General features: G+C 39.7%; 12 protein-coding genes. 7 read left to right on the top strand and 5 right to left on the bottom strand.

The genetic code is table 11. The features are described 5' to 3' along the window. Positions 1 to 15 precede the first annotated feature (15 nt). Positions 16 to 2574, bottom strand: coding sequence for a type I DNA topoisomerase (gene topA, locus ACQY77_RS03445; RefSeq protein ID WP_421939384.1), 2559 nt, complete (start codon positions 2572 to 2574; stop codon positions 16 to 18). Positions 2575 to 2765: 191 nt separating this feature from the next. On the opposite strand from topA, the gene ACQY77_RS03440 reads away from it, so the two are divergent. Continuing rightward, complete coding sequence (locus ACQY77_RS03440) at positions 2766 to 3278, top strand: glutathione peroxidase (protein WP_421939385.1); 513 nt, start codon at positions 2766 to 2768, stop codon at positions 3276 to 3278. 73 nt (positions 3279 to 3351) lie between these two features. Here ACQY77_RS03440 and aqpZ read toward each other — a convergent pair whose 3' ends face one another. From aqpZ to ACQY77_RS03425, 3 genes are all read right to left on the bottom strand, one after another. After that, positions 3352 to 4059, bottom strand: a complete 708-nt coding sequence (gene aqpZ / locus ACQY77_RS03435) for an aquaporin Z (protein ID WP_421939386.1) — start codon at positions 4057 to 4059, stop codon at positions 3352 to 3354. Positions 4060 to 4364: 305 nt separating this feature from the next. Then, positions 4365 to 5195, bottom strand: coding sequence for an MBL fold metallo-hydrolase (locus ACQY77_RS03430; protein WP_421939387.1), 831 nt, complete (start codon positions 5193 to 5195; stop codon positions 4365 to 4367). Between the two features lie 42 nt (positions 5196 to 5237). Continuing rightward, positions 5238 to 5681, bottom strand: a complete 444-nt coding sequence (locus tag ACQY77_RS03425; protein ID WP_421939388.1) for a MarR family winged helix-turn-helix transcriptional regulator — start codon at positions 5679 to 5681, stop codon at positions 5238 to 5240. A 170-nt stretch (positions 5682 to 5851) separates the two neighbouring features. Between ACQY77_RS03425 and ACQY77_RS03420 the strand changes: the two genes are divergently transcribed. After that, positions 5852 to 7081 (top strand): MFS transporter, encoded by a 1230-nt coding sequence (locus tag ACQY77_RS03420; protein ID WP_421939389.1) that lies wholly within the window; start codon positions 5852 to 5854, stop codon positions 7079 to 7081. Here ACQY77_RS03420 and ACQY77_RS03415 read toward each other — a convergent pair. Next, entirely contained in the window at positions 7078 to 8094 is a 1017-nt protein-coding gene (locus ACQY77_RS03415) for a LacI family DNA-binding transcriptional regulator (RefSeq protein WP_421939390.1), read from the bottom strand. The genes ACQY77_RS03420 and ACQY77_RS03415 overlap by 4 nt on opposite strands. A gap of 163 nt (positions 8095 to 8257) precedes the next feature. Here ACQY77_RS03415 and ACQY77_RS03410 point away from each other — a divergent pair, with 163 nt between their 5' ends. The 5 genes from ACQY77_RS03410 (at position 8258) to ACQY77_RS03390 (ending at position 18338) form a co-directional block, all read left to right on the top strand. Next, positions 8258 to 8398: a hypothetical protein gene (locus tag ACQY77_RS03410; protein ID WP_421939391.1), complete on the top strand. Its 141-nt coding sequence runs from the start codon at positions 8258 to 8260 to the stop codon at positions 8396 to 8398. 160 nt (positions 8399 to 8558) lie between these two features. Beyond that, on the top strand, positions 8559 to 11720 hold the full coding sequence (locus ACQY77_RS03405) for a SusC/RagA family TonB-linked outer membrane protein (protein WP_421939392.1): 3162 nt from the start codon (positions 8559 to 8561) through the stop codon (positions 11718 to 11720). A gap of 4 nt (positions 11721 to 11724) precedes the next feature. After that, positions 11725 to 13437, top strand: coding sequence for a RagB/SusD family nutrient uptake outer membrane protein (locus ACQY77_RS03400; RefSeq protein ID WP_421939393.1), 1713 nt, complete (start codon positions 11725 to 11727; stop codon positions 13435 to 13437). A 37-nt stretch (positions 13438 to 13474) separates the two neighbouring features. Continuing rightward, complete coding sequence (locus tag ACQY77_RS03395; protein WP_421939394.1) at positions 13475 to 16576, top strand: SusC/RagA family TonB-linked outer membrane protein; 3102 nt, start codon at positions 13475 to 13477, stop codon at positions 16574 to 16576. 10 nt (positions 16577 to 16586) lie between these two features. Continuing rightward, positions 16587 to 18338, top strand: a complete 1752-nt coding sequence (locus ACQY77_RS03390) for a RagB/SusD family nutrient uptake outer membrane protein (protein ID WP_421939395.1) — start codon at positions 16587 to 16589, stop codon at positions 18336 to 18338. Positions 18339 to 18472 lie beyond the last annotated feature (134 nt).

Here is an 18472-nt window from a genome sequence, read left to right as displayed (position 1 = left end):
TTCTAGTTATTTTACCTATTTCTTTTTAGCTACAGCTTTTTTGGCCGGAGCCTTTTTAGCCGCTGCTTTTTTCTTCGTTTCAAATGCGTTAGGAACCTGCTCTACAATCATTTTCTTTACCACTTCCAGGTCAATATCCACCAATTCTTCAGCAGTATATTTTTGTTTTGTTGCTTCGTTGTTTCTAAGCTTAAGCATTAATTTGCCAAAGCGGATAAAAGGCCCCCATCTGCCATTTTCAATTGAGATTTTTTCTGCATCCCAGGTTTTGATATAGCGATTAGCTTCTTTTTCTACTTTTTTGCTGATTAAGGTTTCAATATCTGCCTGAGAGAGGTTATCATAATCATAGCCTTTTGCAGGAATATTGATAAAAAGGTCGTTCCATTTAATGAATGGACCAAAACGCCCCTTGCCTTTTGTAACCCCTAAGCCCTGATAATGTGCAATAGGTGCATCGGCATCCATTTTCTCGTTTATAATAGCGATAGCCCGCTCATTGGTAACGGAAAGTGGGTCTTCATTTTTAGGAAGCGAAATAAAGCTTTCACCCCATTTTACATAAGGACCGAATCGGCCAACGCCAACCATTACCTCTTTGCCTTGATAATCTTCAAGTGAAAAAGGAAGTTTGAACAATTCCAGCGCATCAGCTAAAACAATTGTACCTACCGATTGATTTTTCATCAGGCTGGCATATTGCGGTTTTTCTTCGTCATCAGATTCTCCAATCTGAACCAAAGGACCAAACTTTCCAACTTTGGTATAAACATTTTTGCCTGTCGCCGGATCTATACCTAATAATCGCTCACCTGTAGCACGTTCTGCAGTTTCCAGCGTAGTTTCTACTTCCGAATGGAATGGGTTATAGAAAGAATGAAGCATCTTGGTCCATTCTTGCAAGCCCTGGGCAATTTCATCGAATTCTTTTTCCACTTTAGCAGTGAAGTTGAAATCAACAATACCTTTAAAGTGTTCTACCAGGAAATCGTTTACTACTTCGCCTATGTCGGTAGGGAAGAGTTTGGATTTTTCTGCTCCTGTAATTTCAGATTTTATCTCCTTTTTAACAGTACCATCAGCTAAAATGATAGAGGTAAATTTACGTTGTTTGCCATCACGATCTTCTTTAACCACATAACCACGATTTTGAACCGTAGAAATGGTAGGTGCATACGTAGACGGACGGCCTATACCCAATTCTTCTAGTTTCTTTACCAAACTAGCCTCTGTATATCTTGCAGGCGGACGAGAATAGCGTTCAGTAGCCTGCATTTCTTTTAAAAATAATTCTTGTCCTTTAGTCAGGGGCGGAAGAATTGCACCACCTTCTTTTTCTTCCTGCTCTTCATCATCTGTAGATTCCAGGTAGACTTTTAGGAAACCATCAAATTTTAAGACTTCACCTTCTGCAACTAAATTTTCTTTTCTGGTTGAGGCTGCAATCTGAGCAGTTGTTTTTTCGAATAAAGCTTCGCTCATTTGCGAAGCGATTGAACGTTTCCAGATCAGATCATATAATCTTTTTTCCGAAATATCGCCATCAACTGTATGTCTGTCAAAATAAGTAGGGCGGATGGCCTCGTGAGCCTCCTGTGCACCTGCCGATTTGGTTTTATATTTTCGGGCCTGATAGTATTTATCTCCATATGCAGATTTAATTTCAGCTGCTGCTGCTGCCAGGGCCGTATCGGATAAATTCACTGAATCCGTTCTCATGTAGGTGATCTTACCCGCTTCATAAAGCCTTTGGGCAACCTGCATGGTTCTGGCAACAGAAAAACCAAGCTTTCTGGAAGCTTCTTGTTGTAAAGTAGATGTAGTAAAAGGTGCTGCTGGATTTCTTTTTGCAGGTTTGGTTTCTAAGCTGCTGATATTGAATTTGGCAGCTACACAATCCTGCAAAAACTTTTCTGCATCTGCTTCTTTTTCGAAACGCTGCGGAAGTTCTGCCTTAACTGTTTCTTTGCCTTTTCCGGTAGAGAATTGAGCTGTGATTTTATATGCTGCAGCTGCATTGAAATTGTTAATTTCTCTTTCTCTGTCTACAATTAAGCGAACAGCCACTGACTGAACACGACCTGCCGAAAGAGAAGGTTTTACCTTTTTCCATAAAACAGGGGAAAGTTCGAAACCTACTAAACGATCTAGAACACGGCGAGCTTGTTGGGCATTTACTAAGTTATAATCAATACTTCTGGGGTTTTCGATAGCTTTTAAAATGGCTGGTTTGGTAATTTCGTGGAAAACAATACGTTTTGTTTTGTCGCTTTTTAAACCCAGCGTTTCAAATAAGTGCCATGAAATAGCCTCTCCCTCGCGGTCCTCATCGGATGCTAGCCACACCATTTCGGCTTCCTTAGCAAGTTTCTTAAGTTCGGAGACTACATTTTTCTTATCTGCAGGTACTTCATAAGTTTGGGCAAAATCATTTTTAATGTCTATACCCATATCTCCTTTCACTAAATCCCTAATGTGGCCATAGCTCGATTTCACAAGGAAATCTTTTCCAAGGTAGCCTTCTATAGTTTTAGCTTTTGCGGGTGATTCGACGATTAATAAATTTTTTGCCATGAAGTACGTTTTTCTGCAAATAAAGCTATAAATAAAGCATAAATCAAAACCTGACTAAAAATTAATACAAATTTTTCGAAATTTTAATCCCGTTCCAATCTTTTTGGGAATATCTATCCTACATAAATTACACGAACGTGGCAACTCTGCAACTTATTTCTAATTATCTTCGTAGATAAAATTAAACTAAAATGATAAGCACTATTTTAATCCTATTAAACTTATTGGTGAGCCCACCAAAAACTGTTTACGATTTCAGTTTCAAGACTATCGATGGTAAAGAGATTAAATTGTCGAAATTTAAAGGCAAGAAAATTTTGATTGTGAACACCGCGTCTAAATGTGGTTATACACCTCAATACGAAGATTTAGAGAAATTGCACAAGCAGTATGGTAAAAAGGTAGTTTTGATTGGATTTCCTGCAGGTAACTTTGGAGGTCAGGAATTTTCTTCAAACGCCGAAATTAAGCAATTCTGTACAGGGAAGTACAATGTTTCATTTTTGTTAGCGGAGAAAAGCAGTGTTAAAGGAGATGACATTAGTCCGCTTTTTAAGTATCTGATATCACAAACCAATACCGAAGAGCAAGGCGATATTAAATGGAATTTCGAAAAGTTTTTGATCAATGAAAAAGGAGAACTTGTTCACCGCTATCGTTCAAAAACCAAACCGATGGATGAGGCTATCACTAAAAATCTTTAAGTAAGTTGTGTGTTATGAGTTGTAGTTTGGGTGTTCGGACCTGTAAGCCACAACCCATAACACATAACTTTTATTAATTTCTTTCTAATACAAATTTCCAAACCACTGCACTTAATGCTGCACCAACTAATGGAGCAACAATAAAGGCCCATACCTGGCTTAAGGCTTCACCGCCCACTAAGATTGCAGGGCCAATGCTTCTTGCCGGGTTAACGGATACACCGGTTACAGGAATTCCAACAATGTGAATGAGAACCAGGCTCAATCCGATGGCTAATCCTGCAAATCCACCATTAATATTTTTGGTAGAAGTTGCTCCGAAAATAACCAATAAGAATATGAAGGTGAAAATAATTTCCGCAATCAGACCAGCATGCAAGCTGTAGTGCTGGGGCGATAAGGCATCAAAACCATTCTGTCCTAAACCGTTTACAGCCAGATTGTACTCCGGTTTGCCTGATGCAATCATCATTAAAACCCCGGCCCCCAAAATCCCACCTAAGATTTGCGCTACAATATAGTAGGCTGCTTCTCCTGCCTTCATACGTCCGGCGATAACCATGGCAATTGAAATGGCCGGGTTGATGTGACAGCCGGAAATGTGTCCGATTGCATATGCCATTGCTACTACTGATAATCCAAAAGCGAAAGATATCCCTAATAAACCAACGCCTGTAGTTCCGTTTGCGCCGGCAATAACTGCGCTACCGCAACCCATTAAAACCAACACCATTGTGCCCAGAAGTTCGGCACTGAATTTTGAAAATTTACTTGTCTCCATATTATATTAATTTAAGGTTTCAGGAAAAATATAGGGGGAGATTAATATCAAATTTAAATTAATTATTGGAATATCAAGTATGCTTGATGAAATATGTTTATGGTGTTCTTAATCAGGGTTTTGATGTAGGATTGGCAATAAGAAAGGGGGCTTAAATTAATTAAGCCCCCTAATAAACCAAACAAACTATTTATGAAGTTAATATAAAACGCCGTTGGATTGAAAATGTTTGAAAAAAGTTAGATTTTTTATCTGGAAAGGTGTTGAACGTCTGTTTTTCGGCTTTTAACTGATAGAAACAATCATTAAAACAGGTTAAGCTGCTCAGGTTGATAGTCTTCAGGGTTAAAATGATAGGTTTTGTTTGCCTCCTGGCCAACAAAGTAAACTTCACTTTCTTCGTACCGTGATGCAACTTTTACATAGGTGTTGCCGCAGGCTGTTTTAAAGAGCTGTTCTACTAAATCAGGATTGTTATTATCTTTTGATAAGTGGCTTAATAAAAGATGGCTGAGCTGGGGTGATTTATGGCTCATAAATAAATCTAAAGCCTGTTTATTGCTTAAGTGTCCATGTCCGCCCATTATCCTTTTTTTTAAGAAATAAGGATAATTACCTTTTTCGAGCATTTCTGTATCGTAATTGGCTTCTAAAAAGGCAGCGTGACAAGTTTTAAACTGTTCGATTAGTCTATTGCATACTGCTCCGATATCGGTAAATACACCTACACGCACATCATTATATTCTATGGTAAAGCTGTATGGGTCTGCAGCATCATGTAATTTTGAAAAGGGGGCCACTTTTAAATTTCCGATCATTACCGGTTGGAGGTGTTGAATGGGGCGAATACATGTTTCATCAAGTAGCAGGCTACTGCTTTTTAAGGTAGCTGAGCTAATGTAAACGGGTAATTTATATTTTCTTGCAAATACTGAGAGGCCTTTAATGTGATCGGAATGCTCGTGAGAGATGAAAATGGCCTTAATTTTATGTATGGGCAGGTTAAGTCTGGCCATTCTGCGCTCCACTTCTTTGCAGGTCAGGCCTACATCAACCAATATGGCTTCCTGATCGTTCCCTACATAATAACAATTGCCGTTGCTGCCCGAATTAATTGAAGTAAAATAAAGTCCCATTGCACTTGCAAGATACTGCTAAATCTGGAAAGATAGAAAAAATTATACCCTTAATCCATTGTGCTCCACCAGGCGGGAGAGGAGTGGTAAGAAGGCCTGAATCAGATTAATCTCTTCTGGTGTGAAAATCTTTTCCATGGTTTGGCTAAGCCATTCTTCTTTGATTTTACGGGTAGCTACAATGTGTTTTTCACCCAGTTGGGTTAAGCCTATAAATACTTTTCGTTTATCTTCCTCACTCGGGAAGCGCTCCACGCATTTGGCCTCAAAAAGACGGTTAATAATTTGGGAAATGGCTTGTTTAGAAACCCTTTCCATATCTGCCAGTTCTGTAGAAAGCAACTGGCCATGTTGCTCGAGTAATGACATGGTAAGCAATTCGGCATTGCTAAATTCAGAACTCACGTTCTGTTTGCGCAATTGCCGGGTAAGCCGGGTTACTGTGCTTCTTAATTGTGCTGCGATCTTTTGCGTTTGCGTGGGCATTATGTTAGTAAATAAACTTTACAAATATAATGGTTATTTATTTGAGTTTTTGATAATATTTTTCTAATAAGTGTATTTTTGTGATTTTTTAATGATAAAAATAGCGTGTTTCCATTTTATTTATTTATTTGATAATAGTAATTTTGTAAAGTTACTTTACTATTTTATTCATGAGTATATTTCGATCATTAAGACATTATAATTACAGGTTGTTTTTTACCGGCCAGGCCATATCACTTGTGGGAACCTGGATGCAGCGTGTAGCCGTGAGCTGGCTGGTTTACCGGTTAACCGGTTCGGCATTTTTACTTGGCCTGATTACTTTTTTAAGTTTAATTCCATCGCTGGTATTAGCGCCGTATGCAGGCAGTTACGTTGACAGGCATAACAAGTATAAGATTTTAATCATTACCCAGGTTGTGCTGATGTTGCAGGCAGGGGCACTGGCCGTGATGATCTGGTTCAAAGTCTACGATATGTTCTGGATTGCAGCTTTGTCGCTTGTACAGGGGCTCGTTAATGCTTTTGACGTAACGGCAAGGCAATCGTTAATGGTAAATCTGGTAGAGGATAAAGAAGATTTACCGAATGCGATTGCGCTAAATTCATCGGTGTTTAATGCAGCAAGGCTGATTGGGCCAGCTGTAGCTGGTGTAATTTTAAGTACGCTGGGAGAGGATGTGTGTTTCTTGATTAATTTCTTAAGTTTTATAGCGGTTTTGGGCTGTATGGTGATGATGAAACTTAAGATCACACAAACAGAAAAACCAAAAGAGAATATATGGATTGATCTTAGAAAAGGTTATGATTATTTAAAGGCCTCGCCAGATTTGGCATCTATGGTTTTGCTTATGGCAGCATCCAGTTTACTGGTTATTCCTTTTACCACCTTGTTGCCTGTTTTTGCTAAGGACATTTTTAACGGAACAGCTACTACTTTCAGCTGGTTTGAGAGCGCAGCGGGCTTTGGGGCATTCTTCGGTGCAATTTACATGGCAACATTGAAGGCTGGTCGGAACCTGCAGAAAATCGTGATGTTTTCAGGTATTTTACTGGCTGTTTCAGTAGTTGCATTAGCCATTGCACCTTCTTTAATACTGGCTTTGGTTTGTACGGGCCTGGCTTCTTTAGGACTTATGGCGCAAACGTCATCAATTAATACCTATCTTCAAACACATGCTGCTGATGCAATGAGGGGGCGGACTTTGAGTTATTACATCATGGCTTATCAAGGTGTATTGCCACTAGGGAGCCTGTTGATGGGTTATCTTGCTCATGCTTTTGGTACGCAGGTAGTGGTTGCTTTTGAGGGAGTAGCTGGCTTACTCATCATTGTAGCTTTTATTTTGAATGAAAAACACCGCCAGGAATTGGGACGTAGTGCTGTGTCTTTTAACTAATGAACAACCAGTTTACAATCTACCATTACCTTTTGGTAGTTGTCAATATCGATCTCCCGGTTAATCAGCTGTAAAAGAAGCTTAATGGCATTTTCTCCAACTGACTCAGGATTCTCTTCTACCGAAGCGATAGGGGGGGCATCCAGATAGGTAATGAAGGAGTTATTACCAAAACCAATACATTCAATCTGACTGAAGTTGGGGTAATTAATAGATCTCAGGTACTTTATTGCATCAAAAAGAATAGGTTCTTTAAAAGCAACTAATGCGGTTGGGGTATTCTCAGGGTTGGTAAATAAATTCTGAATGGCTTTAATGGTATTTTCCTGATCAAAATCAGTATAAGCCACTAATTCAGCAGAGAAGGGCACTTCATTGTCTTTCAGTGCATTAATGTATCCGTTGAAACGATCATGAGTGAAATTGATCATTTTAGGACCTCCCAGATAAGCTATTTTTTTATGTCCCCGGTCAATCAAAAATTTTGTGGCCTGATAACAGCCTTGAAAAGTGTTACCCAATACTTTGTGGCAGTTTAAATTAAAACTTGGGTTTCGGGTATAATATACCACTGGAATTCCCATCTGTTCAAACTGATCGAGGTGTTTAAAATCTTGAGTTTGTTTTGAAATGGCTACGATCAATCCATCAACGCGGCTTTTTAAGAGCATATCTGCCAAATGAATTTCTTTTTCCAACTCATCGTGAGATTGACTGATGATTACGTTATAACCATTTTTCATCGCAAACTGCTCTACACCATAAATGCTTCGGGTAAAAAAGTGATCCAATAGATTGGGTAATATGATACCTATTATCCTGGATTTTCTTTCCTTTAAATTAATAGCAGATTTATTCGGAGTAAAATGCAAATCCCTGGCCATTTCCTGAACACGCTTTTTAGTGTATTCATTTATGGTGGGGTAATTATTAAGTGCTTTTGATACGGTTGATACTGACATCTTTAGCTTTTCAGCCAGGAACTTAAGCGTAACAGGGGTATTGTTCATCATCTTTTCCAATCTCTATGCATAGTTAAGAAAAAAAAATCAAATTATTTCAAACGTTTGAAATGCCATCAGAAATGAATTTAAGGTGCTTTATACGTTTTAGTGTGGTTTTTATAGCATTTCCTTTTCTACATTCGCTTCGCTAACACTAACTAACCAAATCACAATGAAGAAATCATTACTTAACTACCGAAGAACAGCCATCAGGCGAAGATCATTAACTTCGAATCAATCCAATCGGGTTTTCGAATTAGAGCAGGGAAATTATTCCCCTGAGGTAAAATCTTACCATTTTATCGATTCATAATACCACGTATTTTATTTAGTAATTTTTAGAAAGCGCCCTTTTAGCGCCAAATTTTACTATAGACATGCAGCCTGACTTCGGGAGAATATTCTCTTTGATTAAGAAACTGTATTGGCTATTTATTCAATTTTCATCCTAAATATTTTATTGATTAAACCATATGGATATACGCTACATCCTAAAAAGCATTATTCAACAGCAAGAATTTCCTAAAATTCGAATAGCAAGCATGCTTTACTTGCTCTGTTTTTGTTGTCTTTTTTTCTGCTCTTCGAGTGCTTTTGCCCAAACAGCCATTACAGGAACGGTAAAAGACAGCAAAGGCATCACTATTCCTGGCGTGAGTGTAAAAGTTAAAGGTACACCAACAGGAACACTCACTGATGATAACGGAAAATTTACCATCAAAGCTACCGGAAACGCAGTTTTGGTCTTTACGTACGTCGGAGCCATTACTAAAGAGGTTCAGGTCAACAACAAAACTTCAATAAACGTGAGCTTAGATGATGATACACAAGGGCTTGATGAAGTGGTGGTTATCGGATATGGGCAGCAGAAGAAATCCACTTTAACTGGTGCTGTATCCCAAATCAGTGCAGAAGAAATAATGAAGTCGCCAACACCCAACCCAACCAACAGTTTAATTGGCCGCCTTCCTGGGTTAATTGCAGTTCAAACCAGTGGACAGCCAGGGGCTGATGCTGCTTCGCTTAAGGTACGTGGTGTAGCTACCTATGGCTCTAATAATTCGGCAATTGTTGTTGTTGATGGAATCGAAAGACCTGGTTTTGGGGATATTGATCAAAGTGAGATCGAATCTATTAACGTGCTAAAAGATGCAGCATCTACAGCCATATACGGTATAAGGGGGGCAAATGGTATTATAGTGGTAACTACTAAAGCTGGTAAAATCGGAAAACCAAAAGTAACTTATACAGGTAATATTGCCCAGCAAACATATACAGGTTTGGCGGTAGGCCTGGGTGCTTACGATAGTGCTGTTTTATTAAATCAATCGTACAGAAATGATGGAAAAGCCCCATTTTTCACTGATGCTGATATTCAGAAATTTGCGGATGGTTCAGACCCTTTGGGGCATCCGGATGTACGCTGGTTTGATTATTTAACCAGAAAATTCTATTCGCAAACACAACATAATATCAATATTAATGGTGGAACAAAAATTGCAAAATACTTTGTTTCTGCCGGCTACGCCTTTCAGGATGGTATTTTCAAGAAATTCGAATCGCCTTATGGCATTAATACTGTACCCAATTACAATCGTTATAATTTTAGATCGAACGTAGATTTTACGCTAAGTAAAGACTTTACTGTAGGGGTAAAACTGGGTGGCCGTTTTGCTGACCGTTATCAACCGGCAGGATTATTATCTTCTTCGGCCTTTTCTTATGATACCATTGAGGGTATGATTTCCCGTATTTTGCAAGTGCCGGCATACGCTTATCCGGTAACCTTACCTGATGGAAGGATTACGGCTAACCCCAACATCGGTACAAACATCTGGAATCCGTACGCTGTATTAACCCGTTTTGGAACACGAAATGATAATGTAAATACCATAGAAAGTACTTTTAACTTAAATTACAAGCTAGATTTTATAACAAAAGGCTTAGCATTTAAAACCAACTTTGGTTACGATTCTTATTACAACAACGTAGAAAGAAGAAATGCTAACTGGGCAGCTTACGTGTATAATGCTGCAACGGGTACTGCAACTTTATCTACTGATACACGTAACCGTGATGAGCCTTTAGGAGGAGTACAGGATGGCGGTGTAACCAGCGGAAGTACCAATATGAACTTACAAACAGGATTTGATTATAATCGCAGCTTTGGCGTGCATAATGTATCCGGTTTGATTTTAGGCACGCGTCAGTTGATTCGTACAACAGGTGCAACTGCTTTCACCGCTCCGCCAAGGGCAACACAAGGTTTGGCAGGTCGTGTAACGTATAATTATAATGAGCGTTATTTTGCTGAATTTGATGCGGCTTACAATGGTTCTGAAAACTTCCCTTCAGGATTGCGTTATGGTTTTTTTCCTGCCGGATCTGCAGCCTGGACAATCAGTAATGAGCCTTACTGGAAAAAGAATAATGTAATTACTTACCTGAAGTTAAAAGGAAGTTATGGTTTGGTGGGTAACGACAGGATTTCAGATGCTCGTTTCTTGTATCTAACCAGTTATGCTGCCAATACTTCTGCACCTTTTGGAAATCCTTTATCCATCACCAACTATCCAACCCTTTGGATTCCGGACACACGTTTTGGAGCCGGAAATAACGGCCTGGGCCAGGACCAAATTACATGGGAAACCGGTACTAAGCGAAATATTGGTTTGGAAACGCGTTTATTCAAAGATGCTTTGAAACTGAATGTTGATGTTTTTGATGAAACCAGACGTGACATTTTAACGGCACCGCTGAGTTCTTCAAACCTTTTCGGACATACTTATCCAAATTTTAACAAAGGTATTGTGTACAATAAAGGTTACGAGGTTGAGGTGGATTACCAACATCAGCTGGGAAATGTAACATTGGGTTTAAATGCACAGCTGAGCTTTGCACGCAATAAAATTATTGAAAATGATGAACCAGATGGAATGCCTGTAGCTTCAATCAGAAAAGGTTTGAGAGTAGGGCAGTTTTTTGGTTATGTAACAGATGGTTTTTATCAATCGGCAGCAGATATTGCAGCATCGCCAAAACAGCAAGGTTATACTCCGATTCCTGGCGATTTGAAAATGAAAGATTTAGATGGAGATGGTCAGATTACCACATTAGATCAGCAAGCCATTGGTTATAGCAACAATCCCGAATATGTATACAGTTTTAGCCCGAGGCTAAGCTACAAAGGTTTTTCTTTCTCTGTGTTGTTTCAAGGCGTTGCCAATGTGAGTTCAAATGTGATTTTAACAGAGCAAAACAATGGTCAGCAGATGTATCCCTTCATGCTTGATTCATGGACACCTGCTAACGCAGCTACAGCCACATGGCCAGCACTACATGCCCGGGGTACTGCCTCCCTCAATTATGCTTTAAACGATTTTACCCTTCAAAATTCAGCTTACTTAAAGATCAGAAATGTTGAATTGGCCTGGACACTTCCAAAACGTTGGATGGAAACAATAAAGCTGGCTAATGTGCGGATTTATTTACAAGGGCAAAACTTGTATACCTGGACCAAGTATCGCATGTATGTTGATCCGGAGAATGTAAATACAATCAATACTGCATTTCCTTTGCAGGCACTTTATCCAACATCAAAGGTTTACAATTTAGGTTTAAACGTCACTTTTTAAGAACATGAAAAAATATTCAAAATATATAGCGATTCTTACTTTAATGCTTTCTACCTTTTCTTGTAAGAAAGACTTTTTAGAAAGGACACCAGGGGTAGCTTTAACAGAGGAAGAAATTTTTGCAGATCCGGCCCAAGCAGCCCGATTTGCAGATAATGCATACAACTTTGTGATTACCAAGTATGTTCGTTTTAATGACCATCGTGGATGTACCGCACAGGCGTCTGATGAGGCCGTATCCGGAAATGCTGAAGGATCGGTTACTTCATTAAACCGTGGCTTGTATCACGATCATGCAACAGGGCCAAGCATGAACGATATTTACAGTGTTTGGAACTTAATGTATGCGGGTATTGCAGTAGAAAACAAAATGTTAGCCCGCTTGAAAGATGTTCCACCTGCACCCCCTGCAACAGTTCCGATTTTTGATCCGGTTAGGGTAGAAGGTGAGATGCGTTTTTTGCGTGCGCTTTCGTATTTCGAACTGACCAAAAGATTTGGAGGTGTTCCACTGGTAACCAGGGTATACGATGTGAATGAAGATATCAATCTTCCACGTGCTTCCTTTGATGAGGTAACAAAATTTATTCTTGCAGATATTGATGTGGCTATAACCAGGTTGGGAAATGACGCAGATTATACCGCTTCCATGTATGGCAGACCAACCAAAGGTGCTGCACAGGCACTTAGGGCACGTGTGTTGCTTTATGCTGCCAGTCCTTTAAATAATCCTACGGGTGATAAAGCGAAATGGAAAGCAGCAGCAGATGCCGCCACCGTTTTAATGGATAACAGGTATTCACTCCAAACAACCTATGGAGATATCTTAAATGTACCGTCCTCTCCAGAATACATCATGATCCGAATTAAAGGAAACACGCCTTTAGCAGGAGAGATGATGCAGGATTTTTCGATGTCGCCGGGTTCTGGTGGTGCACAGGGACAAATGAATCCAACCCAAAACCACGTAGATATGTATCAAATGGCTAATGGTAAAGATATTACGGATCCAACTTCAGGATATGACGCAACTAAGCCATATTTAAACAGAGAACCGCGTTTTTACGATAATATTATTTACAATGATCTGCCTTGGCAGGGAAGAAGAATCGAAATGTGGAGTACTAAAGATGCTGGTGGAAATACGCTTTACGGAAAAGATTACAACCCCACCATTACTTTTACGGCAACCCGTTATTACTGTAAAAAATACTGGCCTGAGGTATACCGGACGGTAGGTGGTAGCACCACTTTGCTTAATTATATCTATTTCCGTTATGCCGAGGTATTGTTAAACTACGCTGAAGCACAAAATGAAGCTGTTGGTCCAGATGCATCAGTTTACGATCAACTGATTGCGATCCGAAAAAGAGCAGGAATTCAGGCCGGTGCGAATAATTTGTACGGGTTAAAAGCAGGTATGACGCAGGATGAAATGCGTGCTGCCATCAGGCATGAAAGAGCAATAGAGCTGGCATTCGAAGATCATCGCTGGTACGATATTATGCGCTGGAAGATTGGTGCTCAAACCATTGCTGTTCCCATGAAGGGAATGGATGTATTTAAAAATGCCAATGGTTCATTTACCTATACGCCAATCGTATTGAGCCAAACTTTTCAAAAAACCTGGACAGAGAAACAGAATGTATACCCTATCCCGAGACAAGAGGTTTACAAAAGTAAAGGGGTGTTGATGCAAAATCCAGGTTGGGAATAGTTAGTTGATCAGTATACGCTAAAAAAGATTATTCAAAATGAAATTTTTCAAATCAAAATATATGGTATGCCTGATGCTGTTTTTAGCTGGCATGCTTAAGGTTTACGGGCAAACACCTGATGAACAGCTTATTGTAAAAGGGACAGTTGTAGATCAGGAGAAAAAGCCCCTGCCTGGTGTGGTAGTGACCATACAGGAAGATAAAAAGCACAGATCAGTGACTACGGACGCCGAAGGGGTTTTCAGCATTGAAACGACTACGAGCGATGTATTGGTATTTAAGTTTGTTGGCTATGGGATGGTATTAAAGCCAGCTACCGAAATTAGTAAAGGCGCTGTAGTACTTGCCAAATCACTCATTGATGCGGGAGATGATGATAATGTGTATATTCCTTTTGGAGTAAGAAAAAGAAGAGAATTAACCGCCTCCATTAGTACGGTTTCTGCAGCAGATTTGCCCCAATTACCAACTTCATCGCTAACGAATGTATTTGCAGGTCGCTTGCCAGGTTTGGCCATTTATCCAAGTGGTTCTCAGCAACCTGGATATGATGTTGCCAGTTTTTTAATCCGCGGAAGATCATCTTATAACAGTAACCAGGATCCCTTGATTTTAGTTGATGGTATTGAGCGGGATTTCAGATCGATGGATGTAGGCGAAATTGAAAGTATAAGCATTTTAAAAGATGCAGCAACCCTGGCCTGGTATGGCATGTATGCTGCCAATGGTGTTATTTATGTTAAAACCAAACGCGGAACGGCAACAAGTACTAAAGTAAGTTTTGATGCGCAGGCAGGAGTGCAGGCTCCGTTACAAGTGGCAAGGCCTTTAGATTCGTATAGTTATGCCAGCCTGTATAACGAAGCCTCAATTAATAGTGGTGGTACAGCAGTTTATGATGCCACAGCATTACAGGCTTACCAAACCGGATCAGATCCAATTAAATATCCTAACAATAATTTTGTAAGAGATTTTACTAAAACTGCGGCACCTACGCAACGTTATGTGGCTTCGGTAGCAGGTGGTAATGCTTTTATCAAATATTATACCTTGTTAAGTGCATTTAAGCAGGGCGGCTTTTATAAAGGTGGTCATAACGATTCTTATGACGCGAATACCGATTTTAGCCGTTACAATTTAAGGTCAAATATTGATTTACACATTAATAAAAATCTCGATGTAGCCTTAGATATTGGTGGGAGGATTAGTAACCTGAACTTCCCGGGAGCCGGAACAGGTGGCTTCTTGAGCGCAGTTTACAGCACCCCTGCAAATGCTTTCCCGATTATGAATCCAAATGGATCGTATGGAGGTACTTCTATTTTCCCTGCAAGCAATCCGAAAGCGATGATGGAAGCAGATGGTGCCAGTACCGATTTAATGCGGAATATGATGGCTACCATCAGTGCAAGGCAAAAAATGGACGGTATATTAAAAGGTTTATCTGCAGAAGTATTCTATGCCTATGATATATTTGGTTTATACCGCTCGGGTTTTACACAAACTTATGCAACGCAAGAACTTTTACCTTCAGGAGAATACAGCCCGCTGTATGGTACGCCTGTAAAAGTAGATTATTTGCCGAATGCTTTTTCTGGCAACATTAGAAAAAGTGAATTTTGGGCAGGCTTAGATTACGACCGGTTATTTGGTAAACATGGCCTTAAATTCTCTACACGTGTTTCCAGACAAAATTATTCTACCTTCGGACAATTAGATGTACGAAGAGAAGGCTGGTCTAACCGATTATCTTATAACTACAATGCACGTTATTATGTTGATCTTATTGGAGCCTTTTCAGGTTCAGAAAATTTCGCTCCCGGTAGAAGATATGGCTTCTTTCCGGCAGCATCAGCAGGTTGGATCATTTCGGATGAGGATTTCTTAAAAGGCTCAACTGGCTTTCTGGATTTCTTGAAGCTCCGCGCATCCTATGGTATTGTCGGTAATGATGCCTTGGGTTCGGCCAGAAGATTTGCATTTAATGATTTCTTTAGCAGGAGCACTACAGGTTATAACTTCGGTACAGGTTTTACTGGTGTAGGCGGTACAGGTCAGCTGGCTGCTGCCAATCCTTATTTAACCTGGGAAAAAGCCTATAAAACAAGTGTTGGTTTTGATGCAAAATTATTTAAGCAATCGCTTTCTATTAGTGCCGATTATTTTTATGAGGATAGAAAAAACCTGGCAACTGCCTCTCAACTACCTAATTTACTCGGGCAAACTTTAATTTATGTGAATGAAGGAGAGGCTGAATATAAAGGCTTTGAAACCGGGATTAACTTCAATAAAAAGCTTGGTGCTGTAGACTTTAACCTGTTTGGAAACTTCACCTATAACACCAGCAAAATTTTAGCGATTAACGAAGCTGCAAATTTGCCTGCTTATCAAAAAGCATTGGGGCATCCGATTTCGAGTGTTATTGCACCTTCTGCTACAGCATCAACCAATGCAGGTTACATCAGTAATATGTTAATTTCGAATGGTTTGTTTCAGAATCAGGCTGAAATTGATGCTGCCCCGAAACAGCTTTTCTCAAGGGATGTAAAACCTGGAGATATTCGATATGTAGATCAAAACGGTGATGGGATTATTAATGATTTAGATCGTGTAAGAACAGATTTCAACTTTGTGCCAAAAGCCTATTTCGGCTTTGGATCTTCTATAGCTTACAAAGGTTTCGACATGAATTTCTTATTTCAGGGTACAAGCGGACGTTCCATTTATATTCAGCAACTGGTTAATGCAGGAACTACAAATAATGGTTTTTTAAATCAATTTAGCGCCGATAGATGGACACCAGGTACTCCTGATGCACAATTCCCAAGGTTGTTATTGGCGGATAGAGGAAACAATAATACCCCATCAGATTTTTGGATTCGTTCTGGAGATTACATCAGATTGAAAAATGTTGAGTTGGGTTATTCCTTGCCAGCGTCTTTGATTAAACGCTTAAAATTAAGCCAGGTAAGGTTTTTCCTGAGCGGTTTAAATCTTTTAACCTTCGATCAGCTTGAAGGCCTTCCGGTTGATCCGGAATTGCCAGAATCGGGCTACAACTCAAACATTAATGGCATATCGAGTGCATCTTACCCTTATATGAAAATATATTCTTTTGGTGTGAACTTGAAATTTTAATAAGAAGACAATGAAAAAAAATATATTCTATTCGGTTCTTATCGCTACATCAATTTATGTTGTAGGTTGCAAAAAAGATGGTTTTTTACAAGATGGTTCTTTTAGTGGAACAAATGATATTACAGAAGCTCAGCTCTGGGCCAATCCTGATTATGCAAGAAATTTTTTAAACAATGTTTATGCCGCATTACCAGCTAATCGTTACAATGTGGATGATGGAGGTGCTTTATTTGCATCTGGAAGTGATGAGGCTGTAAACTCTAATTTAAACTCATCCGTTAATACGCTTAACAATGGTACCTGGAGTGCGGGAAGAACATTTGATGATGTTTATACCGATATGTATGTAGGTATCCGTAAAGCCAATATGTTTTTGGAAAAGGTAGATGGCAGTGCTGTTATCCCATTGGATGAAACTTTGCCTGCAAACGTACCAGCAAACCAAACGTATGAGGCTCAGGTAGATCGTTTAAAAGGACAGGCATATTTCTTAAGGGCTTTCTTTCAGTTTGAATTATTAAAAAGGTATGGTTCATTCGTCATCGTAACCAAAACCTTAACGGTTAATGATAATTTAGATTTGCCAAGGAATACATTTACCGAATGCGTAAAACAAATTTCAGACGATTGTGAAGCTGCAATTACCAGGTTGCCTTTGTCGCCAACCGAATGGAGAACTACTGACCGCGGCAGGGCTACTCAAACTGCAGCAATGGCACTTAAGGCCCGCTTACTGTTATATGCTGCAAGTCCGCAATATAATCCAACCAATGATTTAACGAAGTGGCAGGCTGCTGCAGATGCGGCCAAAAGAATTATGGATACCGGTAAGCACAGCATTTACAGTTCTTACCCAAACATTTGGCTTTGGAACAGTGGTGCATATAACATAGAAACTATTTTCGCTTCACAAACACAAAACGTTAATACCATTGAAGTAAACAATGCGCCTGTTAGTTATGATGCAGCAAATGGTCGTACAAACCCAACTCAGGAGCAGGTAGATGCCTTTGAAATGAAAACCACGGGTAGGTTGATTACAGATAATGCATCTGGTTACAATGCCAATAATCCTTATCTAAACCGTGATCCCAGATTAGCTTTTACAGTAATGTTTAATACGGCATCAGTGCAGCCTATTGTTGCAGCATATAACTTTAAAAGTAAGCCTGTAGAAACATTTGTTGGAGGGAAAGACGGTTTAGGTTTGAATGTAAATGCCACTAAAACGGGGTATTATCTTCGTAAGTATTTGAGTGAAAGCGCATCCTGGGCAGGTACTACCACCACCGTAAGGAGGCCATGGATATTTTTCAGATATGCTGAAGTATTATTGAACTACGCTGAAGCATTAAATGAAGCTCAGGGTACAGCAGCAATGCCACAGGTAATTGCCGCGCTTAACTTAATCAGGGCAAGAAGTGGTGTAGCAATGCCAGCATTGCAAACAAGTAACCCGGCAGGAAATGGTTATGTGGCACCTAACCAGGCCGAATTGCGCAAACGTATCCGCAATGAGCGTAGGGTAGAGCTATGTTTTGAAGAACAACGTTTCTACGATGTTCGCAGGTGGAAAGAAGGGGAGGTTACATTCAATAAACCGGTAACCGGGATGAGAATAGAGCGACTAACAGCCACTACTTTTTCGTATACCCCATTTACAGTTGAAAACAGGGTGTTCAGCAGCAAAAATTATTTATTTCCAATATCTCAAAATGAATTGAACAGGGCACCGGCATTAGGGCAAAATCCAGGTTATTAAGCGGGCGCTACAACCTGAATGACATGAAGGATCTGTTACGGGAATGCCTGATAACAGATTCCTCCACGGCAGGATTGGCACATTACCATAACAATAGTATTGAAAGTAAAAATTAAGTTAATAACATGGATGGA

The organism is Pedobacter sp. (assembly GCF_965279535.1).
Taxonomy (GTDB): domain Bacteria; phylum Bacteroidota; class Bacteroidia; order Sphingobacteriales; family Sphingobacteriaceae; genus Pedobacter.
Note: the sequence above shows the minus strand (reverse complement) of the source record. Positions and strands in the feature narration are given on the sequence as shown.

Bases quoted from the DNA above. Each gene is read 5' to 3' on its own strand.
- ACQY77_RS03400 (WP_421939393.1), top strand. From the start codon at position 11,725: ATGAAAAAATATTCAAAATATATAGCGATTCTTACTTTAATGCTTTCT.
- topA (WP_421939384.1), bottom strand. From the start codon at position 2,574: ATGGCAAAAAATTTATTAATCGTCGAATCACCCGCAAAAGCTAAAACT.
- ACQY77_RS03410 (WP_421939391.1), top strand. From the start codon at position 8,258: ATGAAGAAATCATTACTTAACTACCGAAGAACAGCCATCAGGCGAAGA.
- ACQY77_RS03420 (WP_421939389.1), top strand. From the start codon at position 5,852: ATGAGTATATTTCGATCATTAAGACATTATAATTACAGGTTGTTTTTT.
- ACQY77_RS03405 (WP_421939392.1), top strand. From the start codon at position 8,559: ATGGATATACGCTACATCCTAAAAAGCATTATTCAACAGCAAGAATTT.
- ACQY77_RS03425 (WP_421939388.1), bottom strand. From the start codon at position 5,681: ATGCCCACGCAAACGCAAAAGATCGCAGCACAATTAAGAAGCACAGTA.
- ACQY77_RS03440 (WP_421939385.1), top strand. From the start codon at position 2,766: ATGATAAGCACTATTTTAATCCTATTAAACTTATTGGTGAGCCCACCA.
- ACQY77_RS03415 (WP_421939390.1), bottom strand. From the start codon at position 8,094: ATGATGAACAATACCCCTGTTACGCTTAAGTTCCTGGCTGAAAAGCTA.
- ACQY77_RS03390 (WP_421939395.1), top strand. From the start codon at position 16,587: ATGAAAAAAAATATATTCTATTCGGTTCTTATCGCTACATCAATTTAT.
- ACQY77_RS03395 (WP_421939394.1), top strand. From the start codon at position 13,475: ATGAAATTTTTCAAATCAAAATATATGGTATGCCTGATGCTGTTTTTA.
- aqpZ (WP_421939386.1), bottom strand. From the start codon at position 4,059: ATGGAGACAAGTAAATTTTCAAAATTCAGTGCCGAACTTCTGGGCACA.
- ACQY77_RS03430 (WP_421939387.1), bottom strand. From the start codon at position 5,195: ATGGGACTTTATTTTACTTCAATTAATTCGGGCAGCAACGGCAATTGT.